Annotated in this window: 21 protein-coding genes; 12 read left to right on the top strand and 9 right to left on the bottom strand. The window is 70.5% G+C overall.

What is annotated here, in order from left to right; all coding sequences use genetic code 11:
• Window positions 1–94: 94 nt before the first annotated feature.
• From ACFXDJ_RS03400 to ACFXDJ_RS03390, 3 genes are read right to left on the bottom strand one after another with little or no spacing between them, the layout of a single operon-like run.
• On the bottom strand, window positions 95–1,444 hold the full coding sequence (locus ACFXDJ_RS03400) for an ABC transporter substrate-binding protein (protein WP_384847650.1): 1,350 nt from the start codon (window positions 1,442–1,444) through the stop codon (window positions 95–97).
• Between the two features lie 39 nt (window positions 1,445–1,483).
• Entirely contained in the window at window positions 1,484–2,356 is an 873-nt protein-coding gene (locus tag ACFXDJ_RS03395; RefSeq protein WP_384663055.1) for a carbohydrate ABC transporter permease, read from the bottom strand.
• Window positions 2,353–3,240, bottom strand: coding sequence for a carbohydrate ABC transporter permease (locus ACFXDJ_RS03390; RefSeq protein WP_384663057.1), 888 nt, complete (start codon window positions 3,238–3,240; stop codon window positions 2,353–2,355). Before ACFXDJ_RS03390 ends, ACFXDJ_RS03395 begins: the two co-directional genes overlap by 4 nt.
• 355 nt (window positions 3,241–3,595) lie before the next feature.
• Between ACFXDJ_RS03390 and ACFXDJ_RS03385 the strand changes: the two genes are divergently transcribed.
• The 4 genes from ACFXDJ_RS03385 to ACFXDJ_RS03370 all read left to right on the top strand — a co-directional run bounded on the left by ACFXDJ_RS03385 (window position 3,596) and on the right by ACFXDJ_RS03370 (window position 9,436).
• Window positions 3,596–4,582, top strand: a complete 987-nt coding sequence (locus ACFXDJ_RS03385) for a LacI family DNA-binding transcriptional regulator (protein ID WP_384663062.1) — start codon at window positions 3,596–3,598, stop codon at window positions 4,580–4,582.
• Window positions 4,583–4,619: 37 nt separating this feature from the next.
• Entirely contained in the window at window positions 4,620–6,692 is a 2,073-nt protein-coding gene (locus ACFXDJ_RS03380; protein ID WP_384663059.1) for a beta-galactosidase, read from the top strand.
• A gap of 65 nt (window positions 6,693–6,757) precedes the next feature.
• On the top strand, window positions 6,758–8,686 hold the full coding sequence (locus tag ACFXDJ_RS03375) for a glycoside hydrolase family 5 protein (protein WP_384847648.1): 1,929 nt from the start codon (window positions 6,758–6,760) through the stop codon (window positions 8,684–8,686).
• Window positions 8,687–8,833: 147 nt separating this feature from the next.
• Entirely contained in the window at window positions 8,834–9,436 is a 603-nt protein-coding gene (locus ACFXDJ_RS03370) for a hypothetical protein (RefSeq protein ID WP_384658971.1), read from the top strand.
• Here ACFXDJ_RS03370 and ACFXDJ_RS03365 read toward each other — a convergent pair whose 3' ends face one another.
• Window positions 9,437–9,856 carry an arsenate reductase ArsC gene (locus ACFXDJ_RS03365; RefSeq protein WP_384658969.1) on the bottom strand — a complete coding sequence of 140 codons (420 nt, stop codon included), beginning with the start codon at window positions 9,854–9,856 and terminating at the stop codon, window positions 9,437–9,439.
• A gap of 71 nt (window positions 9,857–9,927) precedes the next feature.
• Between ACFXDJ_RS03365 and ACFXDJ_RS03360 the strand changes: the two genes are divergently transcribed.
• A complete protein-coding gene (locus tag ACFXDJ_RS03360; RefSeq protein WP_384658967.1) occupies window positions 9,928–10,242 on the top strand; it encodes an ArsR/SmtB family transcription factor in 315 nt (104 codons plus the stop codon).
• Between the two features lie 38 nt (window positions 10,243–10,280).
• The gene (locus ACFXDJ_RS03355) at window positions 10,281–11,075 is read left to right on the top strand and encodes an aquaporin (RefSeq protein ID WP_384658965.1); all 795 of its coding nucleotides are present in this window, start codon (window positions 10,281–10,283) and stop codon (window positions 11,073–11,075) included.
• Window positions 11,076–11,091: 16 nt separating this feature from the next.
• On the opposite strand, the gene ACFXDJ_RS03350 is transcribed toward ACFXDJ_RS03355, so the two are convergent.
• Together ACFXDJ_RS03350 and ACFXDJ_RS03345 are read right to left on the bottom strand one after the other, a co-directional pair.
• Complete coding sequence (locus ACFXDJ_RS03350) at window positions 11,092–11,586, bottom strand: GNAT family N-acetyltransferase (RefSeq protein ID WP_384658962.1); 495 nt, start codon at window positions 11,584–11,586, stop codon at window positions 11,092–11,094.
• A complete protein-coding gene (locus tag ACFXDJ_RS03345) occupies window positions 11,583–11,945 on the bottom strand; it encodes an ArsR/SmtB family transcription factor (protein WP_384658959.1) in 363 nt (120 codons plus the stop codon). The genes ACFXDJ_RS03350 and ACFXDJ_RS03345 overlap by 4 nt, the downstream gene beginning before the upstream one ends.
• A 113-nt stretch (window positions 11,946–12,058) precedes the next feature.
• Between ACFXDJ_RS03345 and ACFXDJ_RS03340 the strand changes: the two genes are divergently transcribed.
• Window positions 12,059–13,426, top strand: a complete 1,368-nt coding sequence (locus ACFXDJ_RS03340; RefSeq protein ID WP_384658957.1) for an NAD(P)-binding domain-containing protein — start codon at window positions 12,059–12,061, stop codon at window positions 13,424–13,426.
• A 47-nt stretch (window positions 13,427–13,473) separates the two neighbouring features.
• Entirely contained in the window at window positions 13,474–13,782 is a 309-nt protein-coding gene (locus ACFXDJ_RS03335; RefSeq protein WP_384658954.1) for a hypothetical protein, read from the top strand.
• A 74-nt stretch (window positions 13,783–13,856) separates the two neighbouring features.
• Here the strand turns inward: ACFXDJ_RS03335 and ACFXDJ_RS03330 are convergent, their stop codons facing one another.
• Window positions 13,857–14,687: an alpha/beta fold hydrolase gene (locus tag ACFXDJ_RS03330; protein ID WP_384658952.1), complete on the bottom strand. Its 831-nt coding sequence runs from the start codon at window positions 14,685–14,687 to the stop codon at window positions 13,857–13,859.
• A 208-nt stretch (window positions 14,688–14,895) separates the two neighbouring features.
• On the opposite strand from ACFXDJ_RS03330, the gene ACFXDJ_RS03325 reads away from it, so the two are divergent.
• Together ACFXDJ_RS03325 and ACFXDJ_RS03320 are read left to right on the top strand one after the other, a co-directional pair.
• Window positions 14,896–16,557, top strand: coding sequence for an ABC-F family ATP-binding cassette domain-containing protein (locus ACFXDJ_RS03325; RefSeq protein ID WP_384658949.1), 1,662 nt, complete (start codon window positions 14,896–14,898; stop codon window positions 16,555–16,557).
• Between the two features lie 251 nt (window positions 16,558–16,808).
• Window positions 16,809–18,032 (top strand): hypothetical protein, encoded by a 1,224-nt coding sequence (locus tag ACFXDJ_RS03320; protein ID WP_384658976.1) that lies wholly within the window; start codon window positions 16,809–16,811, stop codon window positions 18,030–18,032.
• Between the two features lie 61 nt (window positions 18,033–18,093).
• Here the strand turns inward: ACFXDJ_RS03320 and ACFXDJ_RS03315 are convergent, their stop codons facing one another.
• Window positions 18,094–20,151, bottom strand: a complete 2,058-nt coding sequence (locus tag ACFXDJ_RS03315; protein ID WP_384658947.1) for a transglycosylase domain-containing protein — start codon at window positions 20,149–20,151, stop codon at window positions 18,094–18,096.
• 368 nt (window positions 20,152–20,519) lie between these two features.
• On the opposite strand from ACFXDJ_RS03315, the gene ACFXDJ_RS03310 reads away from it, so the two are divergent.
• Entirely contained in the window at window positions 20,520–21,611 is a 1,092-nt protein-coding gene (locus tag ACFXDJ_RS03310) for an amidase domain-containing protein (protein WP_384847763.1), read from the top strand.
• Between the two features lie 61 nt (window positions 21,612–21,672).
• Here ACFXDJ_RS03310 and ACFXDJ_RS03305 read toward each other — a convergent pair whose 3' ends face one another.
• A complete protein-coding gene (locus ACFXDJ_RS03305; protein ID WP_384664088.1) occupies window positions 21,673–22,338 on the bottom strand; it encodes a hypothetical protein in 666 nt (221 codons plus the stop codon).
• Between the two features lie 121 nt (window positions 22,339–22,459).
• Between ACFXDJ_RS03305 and ACFXDJ_RS03300 the strand changes: the two genes are divergently transcribed.
• Window positions 22,460–22,999 (top strand): TIGR00730 family Rossman fold protein, encoded by a 540-nt coding sequence (locus ACFXDJ_RS03300; protein WP_384664087.1) that lies wholly within the window; start codon window positions 22,460–22,462, stop codon window positions 22,997–22,999.
• The last annotated feature ends 174 nt before the right edge of the window (window positions 23,000–23,173 follow it).

Genomic DNA, 23,173 nt, shown 5'->3' with positions numbered 1-23,173 from the left:
GGCCGGGGGGGGGCGGGGGGGGGGGGGGGGGGGGCGCGCGGGGGGGGGGCGGCCCCCCCCCCCCCCCGCCGGTGGTCGAAACGTACGCGCGCGCCTACTTGACGGTGAAGCCCTGTTCCTTGCCGTACACCTTCAGCCGGTCCTGCCAAGTGGCCAGCGCGCCCGGCAGGTTGCCGCCGGGCTGCAGGGCCTGGCCGACGGAGTCCTTGAAGACGCTGTTCGCGTACACCTGGAACGGCAGGTACTGCCAGCCCGGCCGCACCGCCTTCGACATGTCGGCGAAGACCTCGTTCGGCTTGCTGCCGGGGAAGAAGGGCACCTCGGCGCCACGGAAGCCGGGGTCTTCGAGCAGCACCTTGGTCGCCGGGAACAGGCCGACCTCGGAGTTGAGCGACTTGACCGCCTCCGGGTCGGAGTCGAGCCACTGGGCGAAGGCGACCGAGGCCTCCTTGTTCTTCGACTGCGTGGTGACCGCGACGGAAGAGCCGCCGTTCTCCGCGCTGACACCGCCCGGCATGGGGGCGACCGACCACTGCCCCTTGCTCTGCGGGATGTTCTGCTCCAGCACCGCGGGCGCCCAGGCGCCGGCCAGCCAGGTCGCGTACTTCCCGGAGGCCATCGACTTCCACCACTCGTCGTTCCAGCTCGCTGTGGAGTCGACCAGCTTGTTCTCGATCATCGGGCCCCAGGTGTCGGCGTAGGCCTTGGCGCCGGGGTCGTCCTTGAGGTCGACGGTGACGTCGGTGGCGCCGTTGACGGTGTACGGCTTGCCGCCGAAGTCCCAGATCAGGCTGTTGGACGTGCCCGCGTCGCCGGGGTCGACGTAGGTGAGGCGGACGTCCGGATCGGCGTCGTGGATCTTCTTGGCCAGGGCGCCGTACTCCTCCCAGGTCCGCGGAGGCGTGGCACCGAACCGGTCGAGGATGTCCTTGCGGTAGAACATCGCCATCGGGCCGGTGTCCTGGGGTATGCCGTAGATCCCGCCGGCGAGGCTGACCTGGGACCAGGCCGAGTCGGCGAACTTGTCCTTCAGGTCGGCCGCGCCGTAGTCGGCGAGATTGACGAGGGACTTGGAGATCGCGAACTGGGGGAGGGCGAAGTACTCGATCTGCGCGACGTCGGGGGCGCCCGTACCGGCCTTGAGCGTGGTGGTCAGCTTGGTGTACTCGTCCTTGGAACGGCCCGCGTTGACGATGTGGACCTTGACCTTGGGGTACTTCTTCTCGAACAGCGCGACGGTCTTCTCGATGTTCGGGACCCAGGTCCAGAAGGTGATCTCGGCGGGCTTGTCCAGTGCCGCCGCCACGCTCGCGGCATCGGCCTTCTGTCCGCCGTCGGAGGCTCCGGAGCCTCCGCCACAGGCGGTGAGGACGAGGGAGAGCGCGGCGGCGCCGGCCGCGGTGAGGGTGCGGGTGAGAGCCGGGGAAGGCAGGGATCTGCTCATTTCGGATCCTTTCGAGGGGCAGGGGGGGAGCGGGGTGGGCTACTGCTTGACGCCGCCGGCGGCCAGCCCTGACTGCCAGAACCGCTGGAGGAAGAGGAACGCGAGGATCAGCGGGACGATCGCCAGGAGGCTGCCGGTGATCACCAGGGGGAGGATGGGTATGGCTCCGGCTCCGGCGCCGCCCTGTGCGAGCGAGTCCCACTGGCGCAGGCCCACCGTGAGGGGGAACAGCTTCGGGTCGTTGAGCACGATCAGCGGCAGGAAGTAGTTGTTCCAGGTGGCGACGAGGGTGAACAGCAGCACGGTGACGAAGCCGGGAGCCAGCAGGCGCGTCGAGATGGTGAGGAAGATCCGGAACTCACCGGCGCCGTCGATGCGCGCGGCCTCCAGCATCGCGTCCGGCACGGCCTCGGTCGCGTACACCCGCATCAGGTAGAGGCCGAAGGGGCTGGCGAGGGAGGGCAGCAGGACCGCCCACGGCGTGTTGACGATGCCCAGGTCGCTGAACAGCAGGTACGTCGGGACCGCGAGCGCGGACGCCGGGATCGAGATCGCGCCGATGACCAGGGCGGACAGCACCCGCCGGCCGGCGAACTCGAACTTGGCCAGGGCGTACCCGCCCATCGTCGCGAAGACCGAGGCGCCGCCCGCTCCGGCCACCGAGTAGAGCAGGGTGTTGCCGAACCAGCGCAGGTAGATCCCGCCGTCGTAGGTGAAGACGTCCCGGACGTTGTCGAACAGGTGGAAGCCGTCCCCGAACCACAGGCCGGGCGAGTCGAAGAGGGTCTGGTTGGACTTCGTCGCGCTGATCGCCAGCCAGAGCAGGGGGATCAGGGTGTACGCGAGCATCAGGCCCATCGCCACGGTCAACGGGGTGGACGTGCCCGGACGGCGGCGGGTGGTGGTGGTCACAGGAGGTGCTCCCTTCGGACGGTTGCGCGCTGGACCGCGTACGCGACGACCACGGTGACCAGGCCGAGCAGGACCGCGACGGCGGCCGAGTAGTTGAACTGGCGCCCGTCGAAGGCGAGGCTGTAGGCGTACATGTTGGGCGTGTAGTTCGTGGTGACGGCGGCGGGCGCCAGGGACTGGAGCACGCTCGGCTCGTTGAAGAGCTGGAAGCTGCCGATCACCGAGAAGGTGGTGGCCATCAGCAGGGCCGGGCGCAGGGCCGGCAGCTTGATGCTGAACGCCTTGCGGAAGGCCCCGGCGCCGTCGACCTCGGCCGCCTCGTACAGCTCCTCGGGGACGGACCGCAGGGCCGCGTAGAAGATCAGCATGTTGTAGCCGACGTACGACCACGTGACGATGTTGCCGATCGACGCGAGCATCCAGCCCTCGGAGAGCAGGTCGGGCAATTTGGTGTGCAGGAGGTCGCCGATCTCGCCGGCCAGGCCGAAGCGGTCTCCGTACAGGTAGCCCCACATCAGTGCCGCGACCACACCGGGAACCGCGTAGGGGACGAAGAGGCCGATGCGGAACAGGCCCGGGGCGCGCAGCCGCCCGCTGTCGATCGCGAGGGCGGCGACGAGGGCGAGGCCGAGCATGAGCGGCACCTGGATCGCGAAGAAGAGGGCGACGCGGCCGAGGCCGGCATGGAACAGGTTGTCCTTGAACGCCTTGGTGTAGTTGTCCAGCCCGGTGAAGACCCTCCCGCCGATCATGCGCTCCTGATAGAGGCTCAGGTCGACCGAGTAGATCAGCGGGGCGAGGACCCCGATGGCGAAGACGCAGAGGAACGGCAGCAGGAACGCGTGGGCGGTGAGGTTGCGCCGAACAGCGCCGCGTTTTCTCACGGGCAGGACCTCCGATGCATGTTAGCGCCAACATGGTGGCGCGGTTCGGAAGTGTGTCGAGAGCTGTCAGTGAGTGTCAAGAGTTTCGACCGACTTCTCTGGCGGGCCGTCAATTGTCATGCAATGGAAGGGTTCTGGGAGGGTCAGCCGGCGGAGGAGGGTTTGCCGTCCGGCTCGAATCCGCGGAGTGGACTGTTGACCAATGCGGCATGTTCGCGCAAACATGATGAGCTCCAGGAGGACGTAAGAGGACGCCTGGGCATCACCCTGCGAGAGGAGCTGCACCATGGCGAAGGACGGGCAGCGGCCGCGCAGGCCCCGTTCCCCGGCGGTGGATCGCGCCAGGCCCGCGTCGATGGCGGACGTCGCGGCCATGGCGGGGGTCTCGGCGCAGACCGTCTCCCGGGTGGTCAACGGGACCGCCCGGGTCGACGACGCGACCCGCGACCGGGTCGTCCGCGCCGTACGCATGCTCGGGTACCGCCCGAACACGGCCGCCCGGGCGCTGGCCACGGGCAAGTTCCGGATGATCGGCGTCATCAGCTTCGACCTCAAGGCGCACGGAAACGCACGCACCTTGGAGTCGATCGTCTCCGCCGTGCAGTCGACGGAGTACTCGGTCAACGTCGTCGTACCGCAGGCACAGACCCAGGAGGCGGTGCTCGACGCCTTCCGGCGGCTGAGCGGCCACGCGGTCGACGGGGTCATCGTCAACGAGGCGCAGATCCTGACCGGTTCGCTGATGCTCCCCTTCGGGCTACCGGTCGTGGTCGTGGACGGCGGCGACGACCACCGCTACCCCGGCGTCCACACCGACCACGCGGCCGGTGCGGAGATCGCCGTGAAGCACCTGCTGGGGCTGGGCCATCCCACGGTCTGGCACCTGGCCGGCCCGCAGGACTCCCACCCCGCGCGCCGCCGCGCCGAAGCGTGGCAGCGGGTGGTCATGGCGGCGGGCGCTCCGGTCCCGCCGGTCGTCCACGGCGACTGGAGCGCCGAGAGCGGCTACCGGGCGGGCCGGGAACTCGCCGGCCGGCCGGAGGTCACCGCGGTGTTCGCCGCCAACGATCAGATGGCGCTCGGGCTGGTACGGGCACTGCGCGACGCGGGGCGCTCGGTTCCCGAGGACGTGAGCGTGGTCGGGTTCGACAACATCGCCGAATCCGGCTACTTCCTCCCGCCGCTGACCACCGTCGACCAGGACCTCTCCCGGGTCGGTGCGGCCTGCGTGGACCGGCTCCTCAGCCAGATCGAAGGCGCTCCGTCGGCGGACTCCTCCGTCGTGTCGGTCATGCCGGTCCTGGTGGAGCGGGACAGCACGGCGCCGCCGCGGCGTACGTGACGCAATGCCTCCCGAAGTACCTGAAGGGGTAAGGAAGATGAACTCTCCGGCACGAGACCGTGCCCAAGGCCTGGGCGCGCGACTGGGCGGCCTCGGATTCGGCGGCGACTACAACCCCGAGCAGTGGGACGAGGCCACCCGCGCCGAAGACCTGCGCCTGATGAACGAGGCGGGCGTCAACCTCGTCAACCTGGGCATCTTCGCCTGGGCCCGCGTCGAACCCGCGCGCGACGCCTACGACTTCGGCTTCTTCGACACCGTCATGGACGAATTGGCCGCCCACGGCATCACCGCCGACCTGGCGACCATGACCGCCTCGCCGCCTCCCTGGCTCGCCGTCGAGCACCCCGAGATCCTGCCGGTCACCGCCTCCGGAGGCATCCTGTCCCCGGGCGGCCGCCAGCACTTCTGCCCCTCCAGCCCGGTCTTCCGCGACCGAGCCGTCCGTCTGGTCGAAGCCGTCGCCACGCACTACCGCGACCACCCGGCGCTGGGCCTGTGGCACGTGGGCAACGAGTACGGAATCCACGTCGCCGAATGCTTCTGCGACACCTCCGCCGCCGACTTCCGGAACTGGCTGAGGGCCCGGTACGGCCATGTCGAGGCCCTCAACGAGGCCTGGTCCACGGACTTCTGGTCGCAGCGCTACGCATCCTTCGAGCAGGTCCTGCCCCCGCGCACCGCACCCACCTACCCCAACCCCTCCCAGCAGCTCGACTTCAAGCGGTTCAGCAGCGACGCCCTGCGCACGTGCTTCACCCTCGAACGCGACGTGCTGCGCCGCCTCACCCCCGGCATCCCGGTGACCACGAACTTCCTCGCCGGACACAAGGCGGTCGACGTCCACGCCTGGGCGCCCGAGATGGACGTCCTCGCCCTCGACAGCTACCCGGACCCGCACGGGGAGGCGGCGCACATCGGCGCGGCACTCTCGTACGACCTCCTGCGCTGCGCCGGCGGGGGGAAGCCGTGGCTGCTGACCGAGCAGGCCCCGTCCGCCGTCAACTGGCGGGCCCGCAACGGCGGCAAGGCTCCCGGCCGGATGCGCCTGTGGAGCTGGCAGGCCGTCGCGCAGGGCGCGGACGCCGTCATGTACTTCCAGTGGAGGCAGTCCCGGGGCGGCGCCGAGAAGTTCCACTCCGGCATGGTCCCGCACGCCGGCTCCGAGACCCGGGTGCACGCCGAGGTGCGCGAACTGGGCCGGGAACTGGCCCTGGTGCCCGAGCTGGCCGGCACACGGGTCCGCAACGAGGTCGCGATCGTCTTCGACTGGGACAACTGGTGGGCTCTGGAGCTCGATTCGCACCCCTCGGACGGTGTGCGCTGCCTCGACCGCGTCCTCGACCACTACACCCCCCTGTTCGAAGCGGGCGTCGGCATCGATGTCGTCCACCCCTCCGCGGACCTCTCGCCGTACAAGCTGCTGGTGCTGCCCAGCCATTACCTGCTGTCGGCCGGGAACGCGGAGCGGATACGGGCCTTCGTGGCGGACGGGGGATCCCTCCTCGCGTCGTTCTTCACGGGGATCGTCGACGAGCACGACCGGGTGCACGTGGGCGGGTATCCGGCCCCGCTGGGCGACGTACTGGGCGTACGGGTCGAGGAGTTCTGGCCGGCCGCTGCCGGAGAGCCTGTTCATCTCCGGGCTCCGGAAGGAGACGCCTGGGCCCCGGGGCTCGCCGCCGCCCCCGCGCCGGCCTCGCTGTGGCGCGAGGACGTGAAGCTCGCCGGCGCCCGCCCCGAACTGTTCTTCGCCGGACCCGACTGGGACGACGACCGCCCGGCGGCCACGGTGCACACCCACGGCGCGGGAACGGCCCGCTACCTGGCGACCCGCCCCGACCCCCTCACGATGCGCGCCGTCGTCGACCGCGCGCTCGCCGACGCGGGGGTCGCCCCCGTCCTGCCCGGCCTGCCCGCCGGAATCCAGGCGACGGTCCGGCACGGTGCGGATCACGACGTCCTCATCCTGCTCAACCACGCCGAGGACACGCGCGAGGTGACGCTCCCGGCCGGCCGCCGCTACCTCCTCGACGCCAAGAGGCCCCTGGTCCGCCACGTGACCCTCGCACCGCGGGGCGTCGCCGTCCTCGGCGGCGACAGCAGCTGACCGCCCCCACGACCGCACCAGCTTCGACCGCGCACGTCCGATCCCAGGCCCCCTCGGAGGACACAGTGAGAAGACCCCTACTACCAGCGGTACTCGGCGCGGCGCTCCTGCTCGGAGCGCTCGGCGCCTCCCCGGCAGCCGTCGCTTCCGCGTCCGCTTCCGCGTCCGCGACGAGCGCGACTCCCGCGGCGGCCGGAACGCCCGCCGCCGCCCTGTCCGACTCCTGGCGCGGGCCCCTCAGCACGCGGGGCCGCTACATAGTCGACGCGGAGGGCAACCGCTTCAAGCTCAAGTCCGCCAACTGGCACGGCGCCCAGGGGTCTTGGAGCGGCTCGGGTGACATCAACGACCCGGCCAGCCACCACGACGGTGAGAAGTCCGACGAGATGCCGCTCGGCCTGGACCGCGCGCCGATCCCGCGGATCCTCGACGGATTCCACGAGCTCGGCATCAACAGCATCCGGCTGCCGTTCTCGAACGAGATGCTCCACGACCAGCGCCCGGTCTCCGACGCCTCGGTCGCTGCCAACCCGCAACTGCGCGGCAAGACCCCGCTCCAGGTCTTCGACGCCGTCATCGCCGCCACCACCGCCGAGGGCTTCGCGGTGGTGCTCAACAACCACACCAACACCTCGCGCTTCTGCTGCGGTCTGGACGGCAACGAACGCTGGAACACCAGCCAGTCCACCGCGCAGTGGGAGGACGACTGGATCGGCCTCGCCCGCCGCTACAAGGACAACAAGCGCGTGGTCGGCGCCGACCTCTACAACGAGGTCCGCCGCACCGTCACCGACGACGCCAACTGGAACTGGGGCGACGGCCACGACTGGTGGGCCGCGTCCCAGCACCTCGGCGACCGGCTGCTCACCGAGGCCAACCCCGATCTGCTGGTGATCGTAGAAGGGATCAACTGGCAGGGCATCCCGGCCGACGGGCTGTCCCACTGGCGTCCCACCCTCGAACCGGTACGCACCCTCTCGCACACCCTGGTCGCCTCGAACAAGCTGGTGTACTCGGCGCACTTCTACGGCTACACCGGTCCGAACCACACCGGTGCGACCGGTATGGGCGAGACGCACGATCCGCGTTACCAGGAACTCTCCCGCGAGGACCTGTTCGCGACCCTTCAGCGCCAGGCCTTCTACGTCACCTCCGAAACCGGCACGCACTTCACCGCACCCCTGTGGATCAGCGAGTTCGGCATCGGAAGCGACGAGACGAACCCGCAGGCGCGAGCCTGGTTCGGCAATTTCGTGGACTATCTCATCGCCAACGACACCGATTTCGCCTACTGGCCCCTGGTCGGTTGGGCCGGACACGGCAGCTGGTCCATCCTCAACTTCGACGGTTCGGGCCGCCGTTCCGGCATCCTGGACGGTGGCGACTGGCGTGCCGCCAACTGGAACCGGCTGGTGAACTCGCCCCAGAAGAGCGGCCAGATCGCGGTCTCCGACACCTGGGACATGCTCAACCTCGACCACGCCGACGCGGTGCAGTCGCTTCAGGCGAGGGCGCTCGGGGACTGGGACGCGGGAGCCCGCAAGGGCGCCTGCCCCGACGGACAGCGCCTCACCGGTCTGTCACACCGTGACGGGCGCGGGCTGTGCACCGATGCCGGAGCCGCCGGACTCGCGTCCGCCGTTCCGGCGCCGACCGTCGTGAGCGACGAACGCTACGTACAGCAGGGTGACTGGGCGGGCGGCTACACCAAGTACCAGTGCGGGCCCGGCCAGTTCATGACCGGCTACAGCCTGCGCGGCCAGGCGGTCTCCGCGATCCTGTGCGCCCGGGCGGGCCGGACCCTCGGGACGGCCGGCCGCACCGTCTGGTTCGACCGGGGCGACAACCGCCCGGCCGCAGGCCCCGGGGGAGAGTTCGCGTCCGGCAACTACAAGGGCCAGTGCGCGACGGACGAGTACGCCGCGGGCATCGCCTTCACCGGGGCGTGGGCCAAGGGCAAGACCCCGGACGCCCTGCTGTGCCGCAAGCTGTGACACTCACCGCGCCGCCGCGCAGTTCTCCGTAGGGCCTTCGGAGCCGGCGGACATGGGCGGGGCCGGTGCGTGCGGCTGGAGGCTTCGGCCGTACGGGTCGCGCGCATCGGCTCCGCCGGGTGGGAGCCGGTCCGGTAGCGTGGTCGGATGATCTCCGGTGACGCCTTCGTGGAGCGGCTGCGGGCGCTGGACGCCCGTGTCCCGTTCGACCTCGCGGTACAACCCGGCGCGACGGCCGCCGAGTTCGACCGCTGGCCCGTTCCGGTGCCGACCGCGGCTCGCGAACTGCTCGGCGCACTGGGCGGCTTCGCGGTGCCGCCGGTGGAGTTCGTGCTGACCGGCCACCTCCGCCGGGCTCGCGACCACGGCCTCCCGCACCCCCACTGGCTGGTCACCGACGACGGCGGTGGCGGCGTCACCTGGGTCGACATCGAGGCCGACGGCCGGTGGGGGCAGGTGCTGATGCAGTACCGCGAGGGCGGACTCTTCGTGGAGGCCGACTCGCTGCCGCACTGGCTCGACCGGCTCATCGGGACGGCGGAGGAACTGGTCGACGAGACGGGCTTCGAGGAGGGTGTCCAACCGTACGCCGACGACTTCTGGGACCTCCTACAGCTGGACGGCCCGGAACTCCCGCTGCATCCTGCGGCCGAGCTCCGGGGCAGCTCGGCCGCGGACCCGGTGGTCGTCGGTCTCGCCGAGCGAGTGCCGGACGGCGCGGTGATCGCCGCCGTTCCCCGGGCCGACTGATCAGGCCTGCTTCTCGGCGTCGATCTCGGCGATCAGGCCTTCGACGAGGCCCTTGATCTCGTCGCGGATGGGGCGGACGGCCTCCACACCCTGACCTGCCGGGTCTTCGAGCTGCCAGTCGAGGTAGGTCTTGCCGGGGAAGTACGGGCAGGCGTCGCCGCAGCCCATGGTGATGATGTAGTCGGAGGCCTGGGCGGCCTCGGGGGTGAGGATCTTCGGCTTCTGGTCGGAGATGTCGATGCCCAGCTCTGCCATGGCGGCGACGGCCGAGGGGTTGACCTGGTCACCGGGGACCGAGCCGGCGGAGCGGACCTCCACGCGGTCACCGGCGAGGTGGCGCAGGAACCCGGCCGCCATCTGGGAGCGGCCCGCGTTGTGGATGCAGACGAACAGCACGGATGCGAGCGGGGTGGAGGACATCGTCTCTTCCTTCAATCCAATGACTCAGCCCGGACTGGTATCAGCCCCGAGTGATGTGACAGTATCAGTCCATGATGACGTCAGTCGACACTGATCTGCTCCGGGTTCTGGCCGACCCGCTCAGGCTCCAGATCGTGACCCTCCTGGCCAAGGAGACGCTGTGCACCACGCACCTCGTGGAGGAGACCGGTGCCAAGCAAACGAACCTCTCCAACCATCTGAAGGTGCTCAGAGAGGCCGGGGTCGTGGAGACGGAACCGTGCGGCCGCTTCATCTACTACAGACTCCGCCCGGAAGTCATCGAGGCCGTCGCCGGCCAGTTCGCCGGCCTCGCGCAGGCCGCGCGCGCCACTTCCGAAGCGAACATCAAGCGGTCCTGCCCGTAGCCCGCTTGGATTCCCCCTCACCTGCCCGAGGAGAACCGTTGTCCGTCACCGAGCCCGTCGCCGCCGCACCCGCGGCGGTCACCGCGATACCCTCCGACGCGCCCCCGCCCGCGCCCGGCGCGAACCCGCCCGCCAGTCCGCTGGTGGCCCGCGCCGCCGCCGAACTCGTCGGAACGGCCGGGCTCGTCGCGATCGTCGTCGGGTCCGGCATCCAGGCGACGAAGCTGACCCAGGACGTCGCGCTGCAACTGCTGGCCAACTCCACCGCCACGGTCTTCGGACTCGGCGTCCTCATCGCCCTCCTCGGCCCGGTCTCCGGAGCCCACTTCAACCCGGTGGTCAGCCTCGCCGAGTGGTGGACCACCCGCCGCACCGGCGGCGGAGTCACCGCCCGCGAACTGGCCGCCTACGTACCCGCCCAGATCGCCGGCGCCATCGCGGGCGCGATCCTGGCCGATGCGATGTTCGGTGAACCCCTGGTGAAATGGGCGACCCACGACCGCTCGGCCGGGAACCTCCTGCTCGGCGAGGTCGTCGCCACCGCCGGCCTGATCCTGCTGATCTTCGGCCTGGCCCGCACCGACCGCCTGCGCTTCGCGCCCGTCGCGGTGGCCTCGTACATCGGCGCCGCGTACTGGTTCACCTCCTCCACCTCCTTCGCCAACCCGGCCGTCACCATCGGCCGCGCCTTCACGGACACGTTCGCGGGCATCGCCCCGGCCTCGGTCCCGGCGTTCGTCGGCGTGCAGCTCGTGGGCGCGGTGGTGGGCCTGGCCCTGGTGGCGGTCATCTTCATGCGCGGCACGACGGACTCCGGGGCGCCCGCGGCCTGACCCGGTCCCGCGTTCCTCAGCCGACCCTCGGGCTGCGGCGTTCGAGCAGTACGACGTCACGCCACACGCCGCGGTGGCGGCCGATGCGTTCGCGGGTGCCGATGACCCGGAAGCCGGCCCGCTGGTGGAGGGCGAGGCTCGGGGTGTTCTCGGGGAAGACACCGGACTGGATCGTCCAGATGCCGGCCGCCTCCGTGGAGGCGATCAGTGCGTCCAGCAGGGCTCGGGCGACACCGCGGCCCCGGGAGGCGGGGTGGACGTAGAGGGAGTGCTCGACGACGCCCGCGTACGCGGCACGGTCGGAGACCTTCGAGGCGGCGACCCAGCCGAGGACCTGCCCGTCGGGGCCGATGGCGGCGAAACGGTGCCCTGCGAGCTTGGTGGCGTCGAACTCGGCCCAGCTGGGGGCCTCGGTCTCGAAGGTGGCGTTGCCCTCGTCGATCCCGGTTTGGTAGATCGCCAGGACCTCGTCCGCGTGCGCCCGGGTCAGGGGCTCGATACGGAGGCTCATGCCCCGCCGCCCCGCGTCAGGAGAGCGCCCATGGCGGCGAGCACGGCGGGCTCCACCCGGTAGTACACCCAGGTGCCGCGCCGCTCGGAGGAGAGCAGACCGGCGTCCTTGAGCTTCTTCAGGTGGTGGGAGACCGTCGGCTGGGAGACGCCGACATCGGAGATGTCGCAGACGCACGCCTCGCCGCCCTCGTGGGAGGCGACGGCCGAGAACAGCCGCAGGCGCACCGGGTCGCCCAGCGCCTTGAACATGACGGCGGTCCGTTCGGCCTCCTCGGCGGTCAGTGGGCGCTCGGTCAGGGGCGGGCAGCATGCCGCCACGGCCTCCGGCTCCAGCAGCGGCAACACCTTCGTAGTCATGCCCCCATCATCCGGGGAAATTCGACGGATGTCTATGTTGACGAACATCGATACAAAGTCCACCCTGGAGGCGTCAGGACATCGACAAACGTCAAATCAACCGGGAGCCCGCCGTGAACGCATCCACCGAGACCCAGCCCGTCGTCGTGATCGGCGCCGGCCCGATCGGACTCGCCGCGGCTGCCCACCTCGTCGAGCGGGACATCGAGCCCCTGGTCCTGGAGGCCGGACCGGCCGCCGCGTCAGCCGTACGCGACTGGTCGCACGTACGCCTCTTCTCCACCTGGTCGGAGGTCACCGACCCCGCCGCCGAAAAGCTCCTCGCCCCCACCGGCTGGGTCAAGCCGGACGGAGCCACCTACCCGTCCGGTGGCGACTGGGCCGAGCTCTACCTCCAGCCCCTGGCCGACATCCTCGGCGACCGCGTCCGCTACAACGCGACCGTCACCGGCGTCTCCCGCGCCGGTCGCGACCGCATCGTCGACGCCGACCGCGAGAACCAGCCCTTCGTCGTCCACCTCGCCAGCCCCGAAGGGCGCGAGGAGCGGATCTTCGCCCGCGCCGTCATCGACGCCTCCGGCACCTGGTCCACCCCCGGCCCGGCCGGCGCCAGCGGCCTGCACGCCCTCGGCGAGAAGAGCGCGGTCGACCGCATCACGTACCGCATCCCCGACCTGAAGGACCCGGCCGTACGGGCCCGGTACGCGGGCAAGCGCACCGCCGTCATCGGCTCCGGCGCCTCCGCCTTCACCGCTCTGGCCCACCTCGCCGACCTCGCCAAGAGCGAAGAGGACGGTACGGGGACGCACGCGACCTGGATCCTCCGGCGCGGGATCAGCGGCTCCACCTTCGGTGGCGGCACCGCCGACCAGCTGCCCGCCCGCGGCGCCCTCGGCCTCGCGGCCAAGGCTGCGGTCGACGGCGGGTACGCCGACGCGGTCACCGGCTTCCGCACGGACGCCATCGACCGCGACGGGAACGGCCGCCTGGTACTCGTCGGTGAGGACGGCCGTCGCCTGGACCCGGTGGACGAGGCCATCGTCCTCACCGGCTTCCGCCCCGACCTCTCGTTCCTGGACGAGCTGCGCCTCGGCCTCGACGAGCGCCTCCAGGCCCCGACCCGGCTGGCCCCGCTGATCGACCCCAACCAGCACTCCTGCGGAACCGTCTACCCGCACGGCGCGGCCGAACTCTCCCACCCGGAAACGGACGTCTACCTCGCCGGCATGAAGTCCTACGGCCGCGCGCCGACCTTCCTCGCGATGACCGGCTACGAGCAGGTCCGCTCCATCGCCGCCGCCCTCGCCGGTGACCGGGAAGCCGCCGAACGCGTGGAACTGACCCTTCCCGAGACCGGAGTCTGCGGCGGCGCGGGTCTCTTCGACCAGCCGGAAGCCGCCGAGGAGCCGGGCAGCGGCTGCTGCGCCACCCCGGCCACCCTCACCATCGGGGCTCCCGGCCCCGCCCCCGCCGGTGGCTGAGGCGGACCGCCTGGCATGATCCATCCCATGGAAAGGGGAGGGTCGGCATGAGGTTTGGCCTCTACATCTCGGTGCTCATCGGAGCGGTGGCGCTGTTGCTCGCCGCTTCCGGTGTCGCGGTGCTCACCCGTGGCTGGATGCTGCCCTGGCAGCGCCGGCACATAGTCCGCCCGCGCCTGTTCGGCTGGGCCCAGCTGCTCGTCGCCGTCGCACTCGGTGTCCAGCTGGTAGGCCTCCTGACGGTCGACTCCCACTACCGGTTCGCCGTCGCCATGCCGGGCGTCGTGGGTCTGCTCCTCGGCCTGGTTCTGAGCACACGGGCCCAGCATCCGCCGCGTACTCGGCAGGGCGGCTGAGACAGCACCGACCGCGCCGCGTGACGTACGACGCGTGAACTCCGCGCAGCACCAATGCGGCTCCGTGCGCCGGTTCATACGAGGGCCGCCACCAGGGCGGGGTCTTCCTCGACCACGAGGTGACCGGCGTCGGGAATGACGCGAAGCTCGGTGTCGAGCATCGCGTGGACCACCGGGTGGAGCCGTCGCGGTGGCAGAAAGGTGTCGTGGGTGCCCGTGGCGACGAGCCGTGGCACCGTTCGCGGTGGGAGCTCCGCCGTGCCGGGGGCACCGCTCGAACGGGAGTGGCGCGCGACCAGGGTCATCCACTCGACCAGATCCGGGCGGGGCTGGTGTCCGGGCGCGAGCATGGCCCGTAGGAGCCGGGCGCTGCGCGCAGGGGTGGGCCGGATGAACCAGGCGGCGGAAGCGGCGAGCAGCCCGGGGGCCAGGCGCAGCCGGCCCAGCCCGCCGGGGGACACGAGTACGAGCCGCTCGATGAGCGGGGACGGACTGGACAGCGCGATGGCGGCGCCGAAGGAGTGGCCGATCACCACCACGGGCCCGGTGGTCGCCACGACGTCGAGGACTTCGCTCAGCCAGGCGCCGTACCAGGAAAGGCGGCCTCCGGAGAGCCCGCGCTCCTCGCAACTCAGACCCGGCTGGCCCGGGACGTCCGGCAGGACCAGCCGGTGTCCGGCCTCGACCAACGCCGTGGCCAAGGGCAGGGACGCGGAGGCGTTGAAATTCGTCCCCGCGACGAAGACGACCGTGACCGGGCCGGATCCGGCGGTGACCACGTGGGTCCGTGCTCCGTTGGCGGTCACCGTCGTCCGCTCGTGCGGTACCGGCCACGCGTCCAGCCGGCCGGTGCACCAGCGGCGGATGAGCTCCCGGCCCTCCGCGCTGCGGTAGATGGAGTCCATGGGGTGAGTATCGCCGCTCATCCTGGATACGGGGCGACCTTGCTCAAAGGGTGGGAAGTTGACCTGGAAGGCGGTCGCGTTGCCGTGGGCGGTGGCCGGATCGGGTGTGTTTGAACCGCTTGATGTCCGGCAGGGGTAATTGCCTCGCCGGTCGTGGATTCGGCGGCGTACCCTGCCTGGCGATACCGCGAGGAAAGGTGTGCCGATCATGGGATTCATCGAGGCCTCCGGGCTTGAGTACCGGTTGCCCGACGGCCGGGTCCTCTTCCATCACACCTCCTTCCGCGTGGGAGACGGCGACAAGGTCGCCCTCATCGGTGCCAACGGGACGGGTAAGACGACCCTGTTGAGGCTGGCGGCAGGTGAACTGCCCGCGACGGCCGGCGGGGTACGCGTCGTCGGCGGCCTGGGGGTCATGCCCCAGTTCATCGGCTCGCTGCGCGACGAGACCACCGTGCAGCAGCTCCTCGTATCGCTGGCACGGCCGGCCCTGCGCAAGGCTTTCGCCGCGGTCGAGGAAGCCGAACTGGCCATGATGAGCAGTGACTCGGAGTCCGTGCAGATGCGGTACGCGAGCGCTCTCGCGGACTGGGGCGAGCTGGGCGGATACGAGGCCGAGGTCGAATGGGACGTGGTCACGGGCGCCGCGCTCGGGCTCCCCTTCGACGTGGCGAAGTACCGCGACGTGAGCACCCTCTCGGGCGGCGAGCAGAAGCGCGTCGTTCTGGAGGCGCTCTTCCGCAGCGACGCCGAGGTCCTGCTCCTGGACGAGCCGGACAACTACCTGGACGTACCCGGGAAGCGGTACCTCGAACAGCTCATGGCGGCCTCCCGCAAGACCGTGCTCTACGTCAGCCACGACCGCGAGCTACTGGCGGCCACGGCCACCCGCATCCTCACCCTGGAAGCCGGTGGCGTCTGGGTGCACGGCGGGGGCTTCCGGAACTACCAGGAGGCCCGCGCGGGACGCCTCGAACGGCTGGACGAGCTGCATCGCCGCTGGTCGGAGGAGCACCAGCGGCTGAAGGACCTCGTCCGCACGCTCCAGCAGCAGGCCAAGATCTCGGAAGCCATGGCGGGCAAGTACCACGCGATGCAGACGCGCCTGGCCCGCTTCGAGGCGGACGGGCCGCCCCCCGAACGTCCGGTGAAGCAGAACGTGCGGATGCGCCTCCAGGGCAGCCGCACCGGGATGCGAGCCGTGCGCTGCGAAGGCCTGGAGCTCATCGGCCTGACCAAACCCTTCGACCTCGAAGTCTTCTTCGGGGAACGGGTCGCGGTGCTCGGCGCGAACGGCACGGGGAAATCCCACCTGCTGCGGCTGCTGGCGGCCGGCGGGGGCGACGGCGATTTCCACGAACAGGATCGGCACGGCAGCCCCGTGGCCCACTCCGGCACCGCCCGGCTCGGGGCCCGGGTGCGTCCGGGCTGGTTCGCGCAGACCCACGCCCGCCCCGACCTCACCGGCCGCACGCTCGTCGAGGTACTGGGACGCGGCGACGGCGACCGCGAGGGCCGGCCCCGCGGTGCCGCGGTATCGGCGCTGCGTCGGTACGAGCTCCACGGCCAGGCCGACCAGGTCTTCGACTCCCTCTCCGGCGGCCAGCAAGCCCGGTTCCAGATCCTCCTGCTCGAACTCCAGGGTTCGACCCTGCTCCTGCTGGACGAACCCACCGACAACCTCGACCTGCACAGCGCGGAGTCGCTCCAGGAGGCGCTCGACCTCTACGAGGGCACCGTACTGGCGGTGACCCACGACCGCTGGTTCGCGCACGGCTTCGACCGCTATCTGATCCTGGACGCGAACGGCACCGTCCGTGAGGCCGGCGCACCCGACTGGGGACCCGCGCAGCCGAAGCGGGTGCACTAGGCCTGTGGGTTGACTGTGAAGGGGCGTGTGAGGGGGATGCGGGGTGCGGGAGGATTGGCGGCGAGTCCTATATTCGTATGAACCATCCACGCGCGGCCCTGCTGCGGTGATCAGGGGGAATGACTGCGATGGCCGACACCGACGCCGACACCAGTACCAGCGCCGACGCCGCTTCAGGCGCCCGGGAGGAGTCCCGGAGCACCCGCAAAGTACGCAGGCGGGCCCAGAACCGCAGGCGCCTGGGCATAGGCATGGCCGTGATCGCCCTGGGCGGAGCCGCCACGGCCGCGTACGCGTTCACGGTGGGCGGCTCCTCGGGGGCCGCCGAGCGCGACGCGAAGCTCGCGGCCCCGGGCGGTGCGGCCGGCGAGGCCGCCGCCGCGAAGGGCTCCGAGGAGGCGTGGGACGGCAAGGTCAAGGTGCTGGGGGACGGCTCCACCTCCTACACCGGGCCACAGCCGGGACAGCTCAAGCCCGAGCGGCTCAAGCCCGGCGAGAAGCCGCCGCAGTTCGTGGTCTTCTCCTGGGACGGCGCGCTGGAGGGCGACGACCACCTCTTCTCGCACTTCCGCCAGGTGGCCCAGGAGAACAAGGCCCACATGACCTTCTTCCTCACGGGCATCTACCTGCTGCCGGAGAACCAGCGGATGCTCTACAGCCCGCCCCAGCACAGCCAGGGCTCGGCCGCCATCTCCTACCCGACCGTCCCGCACGTGAAGGCCACGCTGGAGCAGCTGCGCGGCGCCTGGGCCGACGGCGACGAGATCGGTTCGCACTTCAACGGGCACTTCTGCGGGCCCAAGGGCGGCGGGGACTGGAGCACCGCCGAATGGAAGAGCGAGATAGACCAGACGTACGCGTTCGTGAAGGGCTGGAAGACCAATACCGGTTTCACCAAGGAGGCGCCCCTGCCCTTCGACCCGGACCGGGAAGTGGTCGGCGGCCGCGCGCCCTGCCTGGAGGGTCAGAAGAACCTCCTGACCGCGATCAAGCCGTACGGCTGGCGCTACGACGCGAGTTCCGCGGGGGACTTCCAGCTGTGGCCGTCCAAGCAGGCGGACATATGGAACTTCCCACTCCAGCTCGTCCCTTTCCAGGGCAAAGAGCTCCAGGTCCTCTCCATGGACTTCAACTTCCTCTACAACCAGTCGGGCGACAGCACCCAGGGCGACCCGTCGAAGTTCGCGGCGTGGCGGGCGCAGACCCGGGGCTCGTACATGAACGGCTTCAACCGTGTCTACAACGGAAGCCGGGCGCCGATGTTCATCGGCAACCACTTCGAGGACTGGAACGGCGGCATCTACATGAAGGCCGTCGAGGACGTGATGAAGGACGTCTGCCCGCGCGAGGACGTCCGCTGCGTGTCGTTCAAGGAGCTGGCGGACTGGCTCGACGCCCAGGACCCGAAGGTCCTGGCCCAGCTGCGGATGCTCGACCCCGCACAGGCGCCGGACTGGACCACGCTGATCAAGTAGTCGGGCGCGATGGAGCCGGGGCGCCGGGCCGCCGGAGCCGCCGAGGGGCGGTGCCTCCGGCCTACTTCACCGCCTTGATGTAGTCGGCCCACAGGCTCACCGCCCGCTCGCTGGCGGGCGTGCCCGGGGCGTCGCCGCCCAGCCCCGTGAGCGGCAGCGGGACCAGGTCGGTCAGTGACATCCGGTAGACCACCACGGCCGTCGACTCGCTCTCGGTGTTGGCCACGAACCAGCCCGCCGTGTTCGCGGCGGTCGTCCCCGTCTTGCCCGCCGTACCGGGATGCGCCTTGCCCGCCGTCTTCGCCGATCCGCGGGTGACGGCGTCCCGCAGGGCGTCCGTCACCGCGCGGGCGGCCTTGGCCGTCACGGCCCGGGCCGGCTTCGGAGCGTCGAGCGGCACGGCGGCGCCGTTGCGGGTGACCGAGCGGACCGAGTAGGGATCGGTGTGCATGCCGTCGTTGGCGAAGGTCTCGTAGGCGCCGGCCATGCGGATCGCGCTGGGCGTCGAGTTCTCCCCGAGCGCGAACGTGGGGATCCGTGGCCCGAGGCTCGGTCCGAGCAGGCCCGCGCGTTCGGCGAAGGTGTCCACCCGGTCGAGGCCCACGTCGAGGCCGAGCTGGAGCATGGGGGTGTTCACGGAGTCGGCGACGGCCTGGCGCAAGGTCACCTGGCCCCAGCTGCGGCCACCGTCGTTGCGGCCCTTCACCACCTTGCCGCTGCGGTCCCAGTACGGGCCCTCGGGCGTCTGCACGGTGACCTGGTCGTTGCCGTCGTACGTGCTGGAGGGGGAGACGGGCGTACGGTCCTTGCCGCGGGTGCGGAGCACTCCTTCGTCGAGCGCGGCGGCATAGACGATCGGCGTGAACGCAGTGCCCACCGGAATCGTGGTCGCGTTCGACTCGTTGAAGCCCTGCTTGCGGTAGTCGGGGCCCCCGTACACGGCGAGCAGCCGGCCGTCCGGGGCGACGCTGGCCGCACCGATCTTCACGTTCTTGTCGGTGTTGGGACGGCGATCGGCGTCGAAGTCCTTCTGCGTCTCCTGCACGGCATCCGTCAGGGCCGTCATACGCGCCTTGTCGAAGGTCGTGTAGATCTGGTAGCCGCCGAGGTCGAAGTCGGAGTCCTGGATGTGGCCGGCCTTGATCGCGTACGACTTGGCCAGTTCGACCAGGTACCCCTCCTGCGGGCCCGCGGTGCCGGGGACGGACGCGGCCGTGGGCTCCGGGAACGTCGTGTACGTGGCGCGCTCGGCGCGCGAGAGGTTGCCCGTCGCGACCATGCGGTCCAGGATCCAGCCCCACCGGTCGACGGCCCGGTCGTGGTTCTCCTTGCTGATGGTGGGGTCGTAGAGCCCGGCGCCCTTGAGGAGGGAGGCCAGGAAGGCGCCCTCGCTGGCGTTGAGCTGCGAGACGTCCTTGCCGTAGTACGCCTGGGACGCGCGCTGGATGCCGTAGGTGCCGCGGCCGAACCAGCTGGTGTTGAGGTAGTCCTGGAGGATCTGCTTCTTGGGCCTCTGGTTGTCCAGCTTCACCGCGAGCAGGAGTTCGGTGAACTTCCGGGAGAGGGTGCGGTCCTGGCTCAGATAGGCGTTCTTCACGTACTGCTGGGTGATGGTGGACCCGCCCTGGGTCTCGCCCCCCGTCACGGTGGAGCGCAGGGCGCGCAGGACGCCGGAGGGCGAGACCCCGGGATCCGAGTAGAAGCTCGCGTTCTCGGCGGAGAGTACGGCGCCCTGCACCTTCGTGGGCACCTTGTCGAGCGGCATCTCCTGCCGGCTGACCCAGCCCGTCCGCGCCATCGTGGAACCGTCGGCCCAGTAGTAGACGTTGTCCTGTTGCGTGGCGAAATGGTTAAGATCTTCGGGTACGTCCGTGGTCGCGTACGCGAACGTGATGAAGCCCCCCAGGGCTATGAACACGTAGAGGCACGCGCCCAGCCACTGGCGCCAGGAGGGTATCCACCGGCGCCAGCCGCTGCGGCCGGGCCGGGGAAAGGCGGGCCGCAGGCGCCGCAGTTGCGTGCGCGCCAGGGCGGCGGCCGGTGCCAGGGCAGCGAGGCGGCGCGCCCCCGCGCGGGGGCGGCGGCGCGCCCCGGGCTTCCCCCGGAGGAGGCCCGACACGGCTCCGCTGCTGCCCTGCGGAGCAGCCCGCCTGCCCCGCGATCGCCCCTTTGGGGCCGAGTCCTGCTCACCCACTCCGAATGCCCCTCTGCCGTGCTTCCCGCCCACCCTAGATGTACATGCTGTGAGGCGGATCAGCCGGTGTCCGGCATCCGCCGCAGGCCAGGGGTCCCCGGTGGCAAGCGGAGGCAGGAAGCCGGCGCACGAGACGACTCCCGTCGGGCGGCCGGCGAGGAAATGGAATGCCACAAAAAAGTTCGCCTAGTTGTGCGAAGATTCCGTCCCCCGGTTTATGCGGACCGGGTGACAAAGGGGAAAACACAGTGATACCCAAGAGGTTCAGGCCCGCTGCCATCGCGGCCTTGACCGTGGCCCTGGTGTCGGGCAGCATGCTCGCCTACTCCGCGACCGCGGTGACCGGGCCCAAACCGGCCGACCGTGCCACCACCGCCACCTTCGCAGGCATAGCCGACGACGTCCTCTCCCAGCGCACCCAGGCGCTGGTCGAGGGCCAGGCGGTGCGCCACGGTTCCGGCCCGGCCGGCACGAAGACCCGGATGTCGGCCCAGCTGAAGAAGGACGAGGACACCGCTCTCCAGTCGCTGCGCTCCCGCAAGACGCGACTGGCGGAACTCGGCGAGGCCTACACGGGCGCCGACACCCACGTCGTCGTGGACGGTGCCACGGTCACCGGCGGGAAGGCGACCGTCCAGGTCACCGAGCAGACCACGCTCACCTACAAGAAGCTGCGCGGGGACGAGCCGGCGACCACCGACATCGGGACGCGGTACGAGCTCACCCTCACCAAGAAGTCGGGCTCCTGGGAGCTGGCTTCGATCAAGTCCCAGAACACCGGCCCCGTCGCGGTCAACGAGCCCCTGGCGGCCAAGGCGAACGTCGTGAAGGACGACGGCAACCAGTACCCGCAGGGCACGCCCGCAGCCACCAAGTACCCCGCCCCGTCGAAGCCCAAGGTGAAGACCGGCGGCGCGTACGACTACGCCGCCATGGCGAAGTACGCGGAGAAGTACTGGAGCAGCTACAACCCGGCGTACCGGAAGTTCAACGGCGCCGGGGGCGACTGCACCAACTTCGTCAGCCAGGCGCTGAAGGCGGGCGGCTGGAAGAACGCCCCGGGCACCACCTCGGACTACCGGAACTGGTGGTACGACGGCGCCCAGCAGACCGACTCGTGGGTCGGTGCGAACGAGTGGTCGTGGTTCACCCTCTCGAACGAGCGGGCCACGAACCTGGCCAACGTCTACCAGGCGGACGTCGGGGACATCGTGCAGGTGGACTTCAACAAGGACGGGTCGAAGGACCACTCGATGATCGTGACGTACCGCAGCGGCGCCGGAATGCCGTACGTCACTTACCACTCCACCAACACGTACCGCAAGTCGCTCGCGAGCCTCGTCGCGTCCTACCCGGACGCGGTCTACTACGCGTACCGCACCTGACGGACGCCCTTCGGCCTCTCCCGCCGCGGAACCTCGCGGCGGGAGAGGCCTTCGTGTGCCGTCAGCCCACGAACTCCTCGTCCCCGTAACGCACTTCCGCAGTGTTCCAGTCGACGCCCAGGTCTGCCGTGAGCTTCCGGGCGAGCGGGAGGTCGGCGAGCGGGGCGATGAGGACGAGCCGGCCCCCGAGGGTGACCGAGCCGCCGCCGAGGCGTTCGCGGGCCTCGGGGTCGGCGAGGAAGGCGTCGTGGAGGCGGGTCGGGCTGACTCCCGGGGCCTGGATCTCCACGGCGTCCGTGTCCGGCGAGCTCCGCGGCAGGCAGCGGAACGTCAGCACCGATTCCTGGTGGTACTGCTTGCGGATGACGTCGGCGATGTGATGCAGACCCTCGGGACCGACCCGGTTGACGTCGAACTCGCGTGAACGCTCGTACGTGGTCTGCTTCAGCTCCCCGGACCAGAAGACCCCGTCCAGCAGGGTCGAGGAACCGGGCTTCGCGCCGTGGGTGCGGATGATGTCGCGCACCTCGTGGTCGAAGCGGTTCAGTCGGGTCCGCAGCCGGGGGTCCGCAGGGTCCGTGATGATCGCCGTGTTGTCGGTGGCGAAGATCTCCGCCGCCGGGCAGCCCCGGGGCGAGGCCGGGCTCGCGTACGCGCTCCCCGTGCCGGCCGTTCCCAGCGCGAGGACCCCGACCGCGACCAGGACCCGTAAGTGCTGCTGCCTCATGTCTCAACTCCCGTTCCAGAAACTGCTGGTGGTGGCGTGAAGGGTGGCCGGTGACGACCCGCGCCATCCTAGGGCGCCGGGATGCGAGCGGCCCGTCGGTCCTCGCTCGTACTGTTGGCGTATGAACATTTGCGTCTTCCTCTCCGCCGCCGACCTCGACGAGCGCTACACCCGCCCCGCCCGGGAGTTCGCCGAACTCCTCGGGAAGGGGGGTCACACCCTGGTGTGGGGCGGCTCCGAGAGCGGCTTGATGAAGGTCGTCGCGGACGGTGTCCAGGCGGCGGGTGGCCGACTCGTGGGCGTCTCCGTGGACTTCCTGGCGGCCAGTGCCCGCAAGAACGCCGACGAAATGGTCATCGCCCGCGACCTCGCCGAACGCAAGGCACTGCTCCTGGCCAAGGCCGACGCCGTCGCGATCCTGGTGGGCGGGACCGGAACGCTGGACGAGGCGACCGAGATCCTGGAGCTCAAGAAGCACGGGAAGACCAAGAAGCCGGTGGTGCTCCTCAACACGGCGGGGTTCTACGACGGACTCAAAGCGCAGTTCCAGCGGATGGAGGAGGAGGGCTTCCTGCCCGTCCCCCTGGCCGACCTGGTCTTCTTCGCCGAGGACGCCGTCACGGCGCTCGCCCACCTGGAGGAGAGCGCGGCCGGGCAGTAGCGCGAAACGCCCCGGGAGGGTGCGGAGCCCGGGCGTGGCCGCCCTGGTCCGCACCCTCCCGGGTGGTTGGCCGAACTACGGGGTTACTTGGCGCCGAGGCCGGCGTCGGAGACTTCGGGCTTGCCGGCGGCCTTGAGGACCTTGTTGAGGGGCCTGAGGTCGTAGATGCCGGTC

This window comes from Streptomyces sp. NPDC059443, from assembly GCF_042750105.1.
In the GTDB taxonomy this organism is placed as follows: domain Bacteria; phylum Actinomycetota; class Actinomycetes; order Streptomycetales; family Streptomycetaceae; genus Streptomyces.
This window is presented reverse-complemented; position numbering and strand designations above follow the sequence as displayed.

Bases quoted from the DNA above. Each gene is read 5' to 3' on its own strand.
- ACFXDJ_RS03320 (WP_384658976.1), top strand. From the start codon at position 16,809: ATGGCCGTGATCGCCCTGGGCGGAGCCGCCACGGCCGCGTACGCGTTC.
- ACFXDJ_RS03365 (WP_384658969.1), bottom strand. From the start codon at position 9,856: ATGTCCTCCACCCCGCTCGCATCCGTGCTGTTCGTCTGCATCCACAAC.
- ACFXDJ_RS03325 (WP_384658949.1), top strand. From the start codon at position 14,896: ATGGGATTCATCGAGGCCTCCGGGCTTGAGTACCGGTTGCCCGACGGC.
- ACFXDJ_RS03330 (WP_384658952.1), bottom strand. From the start codon at position 14,687: ATGGACTCCATCTACCGCAGCGCGGAGGGCCGGGAGCTCATCCGCCGC.
- ACFXDJ_RS03345 (WP_384658959.1), bottom strand. From the start codon at position 11,945: ATGACTACGAAGGTGTTGCCGCTGCTGGAGCCGGAGGCCGTGGCGGCA.
- ACFXDJ_RS03400 (WP_384847650.1), bottom strand. From the start codon at position 1,444: ATGAGCAGATCCCTGCCTTCCCCGGCTCTCACCCGCACCCTCACCGCG.
- ACFXDJ_RS03305 (WP_384664088.1), bottom strand. From the start codon at position 22,338: ATGAGGCAGCAGCACTTACGGGTCCTGGTCGCGGTCGGGGTCCTCGCG.
- ACFXDJ_RS03385 (WP_384663062.1), top strand. From the start codon at position 3,596: ATGGCGGACGTCGCGGCCATGGCGGGGGTCTCGGCGCAGACCGTCTCC.
- ACFXDJ_RS03370 (WP_384658971.1), top strand. From the start codon at position 8,834: ATGATCTCCGGTGACGCCTTCGTGGAGCGGCTGCGGGCGCTGGACGCC.
- ACFXDJ_RS03380 (WP_384663059.1), top strand. From the start codon at position 4,620: ATGAACTCTCCGGCACGAGACCGTGCCCAAGGCCTGGGCGCGCGACTG.
- ACFXDJ_RS03350 (WP_384658962.1), bottom strand. From the start codon at position 11,586: ATGAGCCTCCGTATCGAGCCCCTGACCCGGGCGCACGCGGACGAGGTC.
- ACFXDJ_RS03335 (WP_384658954.1), top strand. From the start codon at position 13,474: ATGAGGTTTGGCCTCTACATCTCGGTGCTCATCGGAGCGGTGGCGCTG.
- ACFXDJ_RS03360 (WP_384658967.1), top strand. From the start codon at position 9,928: ATGATGACGTCAGTCGACACTGATCTGCTCCGGGTTCTGGCCGACCCG.
- ACFXDJ_RS03300 (WP_384664087.1), top strand. From the start codon at position 22,460: ATGAACATTTGCGTCTTCCTCTCCGCCGCCGACCTCGACGAGCGCTAC.